Origin of the sequence: Mycobacterium palustre, from assembly GCF_002101785.1 — a bacterium.
Classification (GTDB): domain Bacteria; phylum Actinomycetota; class Actinomycetes; order Mycobacteriales; family Mycobacteriaceae; genus Mycobacterium; species Mycobacterium palustre.
Window position 1 is genome coordinate 23,653 of the sequence record NZ_LQPJ01000084.1, and the last position, 7,625, is coordinate 31,277.

Annotated in this window: 11 protein-coding genes; 4 read left to right on the forward strand and 7 right to left on the reverse strand. The window is 68.5% G+C overall.

Going from position 1 to position 7,625, the window contains the following annotated elements; genetic code table 11:
- Nucleotides 1-45: 45 nt before the first annotated feature.
- The 3 genes from AWC19_RS09045 to AWC19_RS09055 all read right to left on the reverse strand — a co-directional run bounded on the left by AWC19_RS09045 (nt 46) and on the right by AWC19_RS09055 (nt 2,245).
- Nucleotides 46-858: a rhomboid-like protein gene (locus AWC19_RS09045; protein WP_211284887.1), complete on the reverse strand. Its 813-nt coding sequence runs from the start codon at nt 856-858 to the stop codon at nt 46-48.
- Nucleotides 859-942: 84 nt separating this feature from the next.
- The gene (locus AWC19_RS09050; protein ID WP_085077721.1) at nt 943-1,707 is read right to left on the reverse strand and encodes an SDR family NAD(P)-dependent oxidoreductase; all 765 of its coding nucleotides are present in this window, start codon (nt 1,705-1,707) and stop codon (nt 943-945) included.
- Nucleotides 1,679-2,245 (reverse strand): PaaI family thioesterase, encoded by a 567-nt coding sequence (locus AWC19_RS09055; RefSeq protein WP_085077722.1) that lies wholly within the window; start codon nt 2,243-2,245, stop codon nt 1,679-1,681. The genes AWC19_RS09050 and AWC19_RS09055 overlap by 29 nt, the downstream gene beginning before the upstream one ends.
- A gap of 93 nt (nt 2,246-2,338) precedes the next feature.
- Between AWC19_RS09055 and AWC19_RS09060 the strand changes: the two genes are divergently transcribed.
- Together AWC19_RS09060 and AWC19_RS09065 are read left to right on the forward strand one after the other, a co-directional pair.
- Nucleotides 2,339-2,920: a TetR/AcrR family transcriptional regulator gene (locus tag AWC19_RS09060; RefSeq protein WP_085077723.1), complete on the forward strand. Its 582-nt coding sequence runs from the start codon at nt 2,339-2,341 to the stop codon at nt 2,918-2,920.
- Nucleotides 2,921-3,007: 87 nt separating this feature from the next.
- Complete coding sequence (locus tag AWC19_RS09065; RefSeq protein WP_085077724.1) at nt 3,008-4,210, forward strand: cytochrome P450; 1,203 nt, start codon at nt 3,008-3,010, stop codon at nt 4,208-4,210.
- On the opposite strand, the gene AWC19_RS09070 is transcribed toward AWC19_RS09065, so the two are convergent.
- Nucleotides 4,207-4,800 carry a TetR/AcrR family transcriptional regulator gene (locus tag AWC19_RS09070; protein WP_372508689.1) on the reverse strand — a complete coding sequence of 198 codons (594 nt, stop codon included), beginning with the start codon at nt 4,798-4,800 and terminating at the stop codon, nt 4,207-4,209. The genes AWC19_RS09065 and AWC19_RS09070 overlap by 4 nt on opposite strands.
- A gap of 128 nt (nt 4,801-4,928) precedes the next feature.
- On the opposite strand from AWC19_RS09070, the gene AWC19_RS09075 reads away from it, so the two are divergent.
- Nucleotides 4,929-5,315, forward strand: a complete 387-nt coding sequence (locus tag AWC19_RS09075; RefSeq protein ID WP_085077726.1) for a PPOX class F420-dependent oxidoreductase — start codon at nt 4,929-4,931, stop codon at nt 5,313-5,315.
- A 14-nt stretch (nt 5,316-5,329) separates the two neighbouring features.
- Here the strand turns inward: AWC19_RS09075 and AWC19_RS09080 are convergent, their stop codons facing one another.
- From AWC19_RS09080 to AWC19_RS09090, 3 genes are all read right to left on the reverse strand, one after another.
- Nucleotides 5,330-6,319, reverse strand: coding sequence for an NAD-dependent epimerase/dehydratase family protein (locus AWC19_RS09080; protein ID WP_085077727.1), 990 nt, complete (start codon nt 6,317-6,319; stop codon nt 5,330-5,332).
- A gap of 2 nt (nt 6,320-6,321) precedes the next feature.
- Complete coding sequence (locus AWC19_RS09085) at nt 6,322-6,996, reverse strand: cutinase family protein (protein WP_372508690.1); 675 nt, start codon at nt 6,994-6,996, stop codon at nt 6,322-6,324.
- 111 nt (nt 6,997-7,107) lie between these two features.
- On the reverse strand, nt 7,108-7,281 hold the full coding sequence (locus AWC19_RS09090; protein WP_085077729.1) for a CsbD family protein: 174 nt from the start codon (nt 7,279-7,281) through the stop codon (nt 7,108-7,110).
- An 84-nt stretch (nt 7,282-7,365) separates the two neighbouring features.
- Between AWC19_RS09090 and AWC19_RS09095 the strand changes: the two genes are divergently transcribed.
- On the forward strand, nt 7,366-7,572 hold the full coding sequence (locus AWC19_RS09095; protein ID WP_085077732.1) for a hypothetical protein: 207 nt from the start codon (nt 7,366-7,368) through the stop codon (nt 7,570-7,572).
- Nucleotides 7,573-7,625: the final 53 nt, after the last annotated feature.

Consider the following 7,625-nt stretch of genomic DNA (forward strand, 5'->3'; position numbering starts at 1 on the left):
CCGGCCCCTCGATTCACATGCCGGGGCCCTTGAGCCGCTCGGCGACTATGCCGGCGCGGGCTGTGGCAGGAATTCGGGCGAAGAGATATCGCTGCGCGGCCGCAATGCCCGGGCGGCCAGGAGCGCGCTGAGCATTCCCGCCACCCCACCGGCCGTGGCAGGCACCGATGACCCCGAAAGCACGAAGTAGCCGAAGGCGGCCCCGACGCCGAGCAACGCGAGGTGGATCGGCGCCCAACCGCGCGCCGCGGGCAGCCGCGAGGACAGTCCGATGCCGAGCAGCAAGGCCAGCACGTGCCCGACGGCGGTGAAGTCGAGTCCCACGGCCGCCGTCGCCGCGATGCCCAGCCACCAGCCGACCCATGCCGGCCACCAGCGTGACGGTATCGACGCCGTCAACGCACCGAGCACGCACACCGCGCCGTAGCTGACCCCCACGTCGGTCGCGCGTGTGACGGAGACGGGAAGCCACCCCACCTCCAGCGCGGCGACCAACCCGGCCGCGACCAGCAGCGTCGCGCCGATATGACCGACCGCGAACGTGATCACCAAACCCCTGCCGCGCCAGATCAATTCGCCAAGCGCCAGCAGGCACACCAGTCCGGGCAACCAGAGATACACCTTGCCGCCGTCGTCGACGAACGCGCTGCCGACCAGAGTCGTCAGGCGGCCGTGCGCCAGGTTGTGCAGATTGGTGCTCATGTGGCTCACCACCGCGTCACGCGTGTGCGGGCCCAGGGCCGCCAACACGAGCCACACCGCGATCAAGATGGCGGCGTACGCCGCCGTGACGCGCACCGACGCCGCGCGAGACAGGGCGCGCGCCACCATGGCAGGCGGCGGTCCGAACGGCGTCATACCTCCACAGTGCGGGCATGAACGGGGATCGGCCACCTTCTTAACGAAGCCTTCACACCGGTGTGATCAAACTTCACGGTTCGGCTAAGCGACGTAGTTCGCCGGGATGAATGGGACGTCGTCGGGCGCCGCCTTCCGCGCCGCCAGGAGCTTGCGCGCGGCGTCGCCGATCGGTATGCGCAGCGGCAGCTCGGGCTTTTCGGCGGCGTCGGCGACCTCGGCGGCGACTTGCTCGGGCGTGATCATGCCGGCGCGCGGGCCGCCGCCTTCCAGGATTGCGGCGTAGGGATCGCCGGGCAGGGTATAGGTCGTCACGTCGTCGAGCGCCCCGGAGCTCACCGCGCCGGGCTCCAGCAGGGCAGCCTGCACGCCGAAGGGCGCAACCTCGATCGCGAGCGCCTCCACCAGAGCCTCTAGCGCCCATTTGGTGGAGGCGTAGGCCGCGCCGGGCGGCAGCACGACCCGCCCGACGACGCTCGACATGAACATCAGCTTGCCGTCGCCGCGGGCGCGCATCCGCGGCAGCACTGCTTGCGCAACCCGGATGGCGCCGACGGTGTTGAGGTTGAGCAGTCGCTGCAGTTCCGCCAGCGGCGTGGCCTCCACGGCGGCGTAGAAGATGACGCCGGGGTTGGCGACCACGACGTCGATGTCGCCGGCCGATGCGACGGCCGAGGTGACGCTCTCGTCGTCGGTGACGTCCAAAGCCAATCGCTCGCTGACGTCCAAGCCCTCCAGCGTGCGCGGATCGCGGGCGGTGGCCACGACGCGATGCCCGCGCCGGGCGAACTCGATGGCCATGGCGCGGCCGATGCCGCGGTTAGCCCCGGTGATGAGGACGGATGACATCGCTTGCGCTCCTTGCTGGTTGGGGGTTCACGTCACGCTCGAAGATCAAAAGGGTGCTGCTCGCGGTGGCGACGAGGCGTCCCGCTTCGTCGGTGACCTCGCCTTCGGTGAATCCGATTCGGGACCCCGCTTTGACGACCCTGCCGACGGCCGTCAACAGCCCACTGGCGACGGTGACGGCCCTGAGGTAGCTGACCTTGATTTCCACCGACGTGTACGCCACGCCGGGAGGCAGGGTGGTGTGCAGCGCGCAGCCGACCGCCGTGTCGAGCAGCGTGCAGAGGGCGCCGCCGTGGACGACCCCGAGCGGGTTGTACATGGACCCGTCCGGTGTGCAGGAGAACGTGATGTGGCCGTGCTGCGCCTCTACCACGCGCATCCGCATGAGCTCCCCGATGGGCGGCGGCGCCAACCGCCCGTCGGCGACGGCGCCCCAGTAGGCGAGACCGGACATCGAGGCGGCGGCGGCCCGGGTCGCGAGGGGGTCACGCCAGCTCACCAAGCGCGACTGCTCCGTGCCCTCAGCGCACGCCGTCATGGGCGACCTCTTTGAAAACTGATCGGTTTACCCACCGGGCCCACCATAGCGGCGTTTCCGACCGTTGTAAACCGACCGGTGTACGCTAGCGGGATGGCGGCGACGACGGTACAACCGCGTGGCGGGCGCGGAGCGCGCGAGCGTATCGAGCGCGCCGCGGCCCGGCTGTTCTACCGCAACGGAATCCACGCGACCGGTGTCGAGCTCATCGCCCAAGAGGCCCAGGTGTCCAAGCGCACGCTCTACCAACACTTTCCGAGCAAAAACGAGCTGGTGGACAACTACCTGCGCAGCCTCGACGCTGCCGGCGGCTCACCCAGCGAGCGGCGCCTGGAAGATGCGGCCCTGGCCGCCCGTGAGCGGCTGCTGGCCATCTTCGACCTGCCGCGACGAGACATACTGCGCGGCTGTCCTTTTCACAATGCCGCCGTGGAATCGGCCGGGGCGCTGCCGAGCACCGATGAAATCGTGCGGGCCCACAAGCGGCAGTTCACGCGGCGCCTGGTCGCCGTTGCGCGGGAGGCCGGCGCAGTCGATCCGCAGCTGTTGGGGCAGCAACTCGCCGTGTTGTTCGAGGGCGCCACGGCGATGGCGACTTCCCTGAATGACACCGCGCCCGCCGTCCACGCCCGCGCCGCCGCGGCCACGCTGATCGACGCCGCACTGAGGTCTTGACGCCCTCGTCCCCGTGCTGCTAGACATGGCTGCGGTACGTGTTTTGGGCGATCGCCCAAACCGACCAGCGAGGTCAAGGGAGCGTCGATGGCCGTCGCCAACGACACGGACGTCTATTACGACCCCTACGACGTCGGCATCATCGCCGACCCGTACCCGGTCTACGCGCGCCTGCGTGAAGAAGCGCCGATCTACTACAACGAGCGGTACGACTTCTGGGCCATCTCAAGGTATTCCGACGTCGAGCGGGCACTGGCCAACTGGGAGGTCTTTTCCAACCGGCGCAGCGACATCCTCGAGTTGATCCAGTCGAAATTCGACATGCCCGGCGGCGTCATGATGTTCCAGGATCCCCCCGAGCACACGCGACTGCGCGGCCTGATGTCGCGGGTGTTCACGCCGCGGCGGATGGCCGAGCTGGAAGACCAGATCCGCCGCTACTGCGTGCGATGCCTGGAGCCGCTCGTCGGGTCGGACGGGTTCGATATCATCGCCGAGCTGGCGTCGATGATGCCGATGCGCGTCATCGGCATGCTGCTGGGAATCCCGGAGTCGGAACAGATCTCGGTCCGCGACGCCAACGACGCGAACTTGCGCACCAAGCCGGGTGCCCCGTTGAAGGTCGCCGACGCCGACTCCATCGCCGACGGACGCATTTATGCCGACTACGTCGAGTGGCGATCCAAGAACCCGTCCGACGACCTGATGACCGCGCTGCTCAACGTCGAGTTCGACGACGAGCGCGGGGTGCGCCGCAAGCTGACCCGCAAGGAGGTGCTGCACTACACCCAGGTGGTCGCGGGCGCGGGTAACGAGACCACCGGCCGGCTGATCGGCTGGCTGGCCAAGGTCCTCGCCGAGCATCCCGACCAACGCCGCGAGGTTTACCGGGACCGGTCGCTGCTGAACCGCACCGTCGACGAGACGCTGCGGTTCGAGCCCACCGGTCCTCACGTCGCGCGCTGGATGACAAGGGATTTCGAGTGCTACGGCACCACCGTTCCGGCGGGCAGCGCCATGCTGCTGTTGTTCGGCGCCGCCAATCGCGACCACCGCCGCTACGCCAATCCCGACACCTTCGACATCCACCGCGACAACGTCTCGCACATCACCTTCGGCAAGGGCGTGCACTACTGCCTCGGGGCGAACCTGGCCCGCCTGGAGGGCCGCGTCGCGCTGGACGAGATTCTCAACCGCTGGCCCGAGTGGGACATCGATTACAGCACAGCACAATTGGCGTCGACGTCGACGGTGCGCGGCTGGGAGCGGTTGCGGATCGTGCTGCCCTAAGCCTTCGGTGCGGGCATCTCGTAGCGGTCCAAAAATCGGTTGACCAGCGCGACGGCCTCGTCGTGCCCCCCGGAGGTGCCGAGCGCGCGCTCCAGGATGAGCATGCGGCCGATCGCGGCGCCGATGACCGCAATGCCCGCAGGCGGGAATTCGGTTGTGTCGAACCCATGTTCGCGCACAATGAAGTTCAATGCGGTGATCTGCATTTCCCGCCACCGCTCCTGCCAGGCCGAGATCTCGGCCCGGATCTCCTTGCGATGGTTCGCAAGTCCCATGAACTCCAGCAGCAGGCGGGCGTCCTTGGGCGCGACGAGCGTTTCCCACAAGGCGTGCAAGGGACGGTCGGACGCCAACGCTTCCCGTTGCCGCGCCAGGTAGGCGGCCGCTCCCCGGCGGAACACTTCCAAGTACAAGCCGTCCATCGTGGGGAAGTAATAATGCACCAACGCGGGTTTGACGCCGGCCCGCGCGGCCACCCGGCGTGACGTCGCCGCGGCGTAGCCCTCTTCCACCATGACCTGAATCGTCGCGTCGATCAGCGTGTCGCGGGTGGTGGAGTCGCGAACCTTCGGCCGTTGCGATGCGGTGATGGGGCACCAACTTTCGGGTGGGCTTCCCTGGGGATCCTTGGACTGCATTGAGCGATCGCCCAATGTTGCGTTGTTGCCATGCTCGCATCCCGCATGGGCACGGTCAAGAAAGGTGGTAAGGAGGAGGGGTGGCACCCAGCTTTCAGGACGTCATCGCATCCAAGTACCTGTTGTTGACGACCTTCACCAAGGACGGCCGCCCCAAGCCGACACCGATCTGGGGTGTGCCCGACGGTAACAAGCTCCTGGTCATCACGGACGACGGATCGTGGAAGGTCAGGCGAATCAACAACACGCCGCGCGTGACGATCGCGCGCAGCTCGGCGCTGGGCAAGCCCAAGGGCGAGCCCGTGGAAGGCATTGCCCGGGTGTTGCCGAAGTCCGAGACGCGGCGCGTCTACAACGCGGTGCTCAAGCGGTATTGGTACCACGCGTGGTGGTTCTACGCGCACTCGATCGCGCGTGGCGGCATCGGCAAGGTGCACGTGGGGCTCGAGATCACGCCGACCGCATAGCGTCGCTTTGGGGGTTAGCTTGGGGCGGCGGCGCGGATGGCCTCGACCGTGTCGGCCATCGTCTCGGCGGGATCGCGGTAGGTGATGCCGAGTTCCCTCTCGCTGGGCGAATCGTCGGAGGCGGGCATCCGCGTGTAGTACTGCATGCCCGCCGACGTCAACGGTGTCTCGAAGGGCAGGAACCGGCCGGCGCGGTCCAACACCGCCCCGGCGACGCGCAGCGCGGTGTCGGGGATGGGAACCGCCACCATCGTCGTCCCGGCGACCTGGCCGAGCATGGCCGCGAGCCCGGCGGCCGGAACCCGATGGCCGCCCGCGGTGTAGCGGCGCGGCCCGCGACCCGGTTCCAGCAGCGCGGCGTGCAACGCGGCCAGGTCGCGGACGTCGACGACCAACCACGCCGCGCTGCGGCCGGGGATCGCATGCATCTGCACCGCGGCCCTGACTCCCTCGCCGACTTCGCCGAATTGGTCGCCCACCGGCGGGCCCAGAACCATGCCGGGATAGGTGATGTTCACCGGCGCGCCGGCGTCCTGAAGGCCGCGCGCGTAGATCTCCACCTGCGCCTTGGACGTCCCGTAACCGTCCGCACCGCCGACCACCGGCAGGTCGGCCGTCAGCACCCGCAAGCCGGGGTGGAACAGCGCGGTGAAGCTCGACACGTGGATGATCGGGTCCAGGCCAAGCTCGACGGACTGACCGAGCACGTTTTGCGCGCCCTGCATGTTGGTGGTCAGCATTTCGTTGGTCCGGCGGGGGTCGACCGCCACGAGGGCGGCGCTGTGCACGACGGCGTCGCAGCCGCGCAGCGCGTCGCGGACCGATACGCGATCGGTGATGTCGCCGACGGCGAAGTCGGACACGTCGACGCCCAGCTTGGCGACGGAGGTCTGCAGCCGATCGGGGTTGCGCACCAGGAACCGCAGTGAATGGCCGGCGTCGGCGATGGCCTTCGCGGTCCACCCGCCGACGAATCCGGTACCGCCGGTGACCAGTACGCGCACGGTTACAGATGGCTCGCGGCGTAGCCGGCGGCCTGGGCCGTCATGCCGTTCGCGGCGTACGAAGTGTGCGCGGCGAAGCTGCCGCCGTCGCTGCAGACCGGGTCGCCCGGAGCGCACAGCTCGAGGGTCTTGCCTTGATACAGCGGGCCGATGGTGATGGCCGGCGCGTGGTACTTGTCCAGAAACTGACCCGACGGCGTACCAAACAGCGTGACCGCGGCGACGTGGTTAGCGACGTCCGGGGGCATCGGCGGCGGCACGGCCGCCGCCGGAACGCCCTGCGGCACGGCGGCCGAAGTGACATAGCCGGCCACGGCGGCGCCCTGCGAGTACCCGCCGAGCACCTCCCTGGTCTTCGGGCAGTTCGCCGCCATCGACTCGATGTGCGCGCTGGCGTCACGAATGCCGTCGATCACCGTCGCCGGGAAGTTGGGGTTCTGGAAGTCGCTGCTGGCCTGGTAGTTGACCGGATACACGCCGAGCGAGCGGCCGCCCAGCTGGCCGCGCAGCGCGTCGACGAACGCTCCGCCGATGCCGCCGACGCCCGGGGGCTCGCCGGTGCCGCGGGCGAACACCACCTCGACGTCCGGGCACGGCTCGGCTGACGCCGGGGTCGTCGGCGCGCTCACCAGCGCGGCGCCGGCCGCCGCCCCGAGCGCCGCAGCGAGCCGGCGCATTCGTGTGTTTCGCATTCCGTGTGCCTTACGTGATGCCCGTTGCTGTCCTGAGCAGAAGAAAACCAGCGGGTTTGTCGACCCGCAACAAGCCCGCTGGTCACTCGGTTGCGATTACTTCTTGAAGGCGTCCTTCACCTTCTCGCCGGCGTCCTTCAGGCTTGACTTCGCCTGATCGGCCCGACCCTCGTCGGTGGTGTCGGCGTCACCGGCGGCCTTGCCGATGCCCTCCTTGGCGCGCCCGCCAAGGTCCTCGATCTTGTTCTTCAGCTTGTCGGTGCCACTCATGTCCTTAAGACCTCCTTCTGGATTTGCTGGGTATGACTACCCGGGGGTGGGCGACCTTGAAACCCCGGCCGTCGCCCGCCCATGATGGACTTCGTGAGCACCGCAATGGTCGTAGCAGTCGTGGCGGTGCTGATGCTGCTGGGCATCGGCATGGTGGTCAACCAGCTTTTCCGGCTCAGGAAGTGGTTGAACGCCGCGCCGCCGGTCACGCCCGTCGCCCAGCCGCCCGACGAAGAGGTCCGCCGCCCCCCGGAACCGCCCGCCTGGTGTACTCGGCCAGGACGTTGGTAGCAGGCGTGTCGGCTTGATGTGAGGAGAACCCCCGGGTGGGGTGTGGCGTGTCG

What these genes read in the sequence shown, in the direction of transcription:
- AWC19_RS09045 (WP_211284887.1), bottom strand. Translation starts at nt 858, where the DNA reads ATGACGCCGTTCGGACCGCCGCCTGCCATGGTGGCGCGCGCCCTGTCT.
- AWC19_RS09050 (WP_085077721.1), bottom strand. Translation starts at nt 1,707, where the DNA reads ATGTCATCCGTCCTCATCACCGGGGCTAACCGCGGCATCGGCCGCGCC.
- AWC19_RS09055 (WP_085077722.1), bottom strand. Translation starts at nt 2,245, where the DNA reads ATGACGGCGTGCGCTGAGGGCACGGAGCAGTCGCGCTTGGTGAGCTGG.
- AWC19_RS09060 (WP_085077723.1), top strand. Translation starts at nt 2,339, where the DNA reads ATGGCGGCGACGACGGTACAACCGCGTGGCGGGCGCGGAGCGCGCGAG.
- AWC19_RS09065 (WP_085077724.1), top strand. Translation starts at nt 3,008, where the DNA reads ATGGCCGTCGCCAACGACACGGACGTCTATTACGACCCCTACGACGTC.
- AWC19_RS09085 (WP_372508690.1), bottom strand. Translation starts at nt 6,996, where the DNA reads ATGCGCCGGCTCGCTGCGGCGCTCGGGGCGGCGGCCGGCGCCGCGCTG.
- AWC19_RS09090 (WP_085077729.1), bottom strand. Translation starts at nt 7,281, where the DNA reads ATGAGTGGCACCGACAAGCTGAAGAACAAGATCGAGGACCTTGGCGGG.
- AWC19_RS09095 (WP_085077732.1), top strand. Translation starts at nt 7,366, where the DNA reads ATGGACTTCGTGAGCACCGCAATGGTCGTAGCAGTCGTGGCGGTGCTG.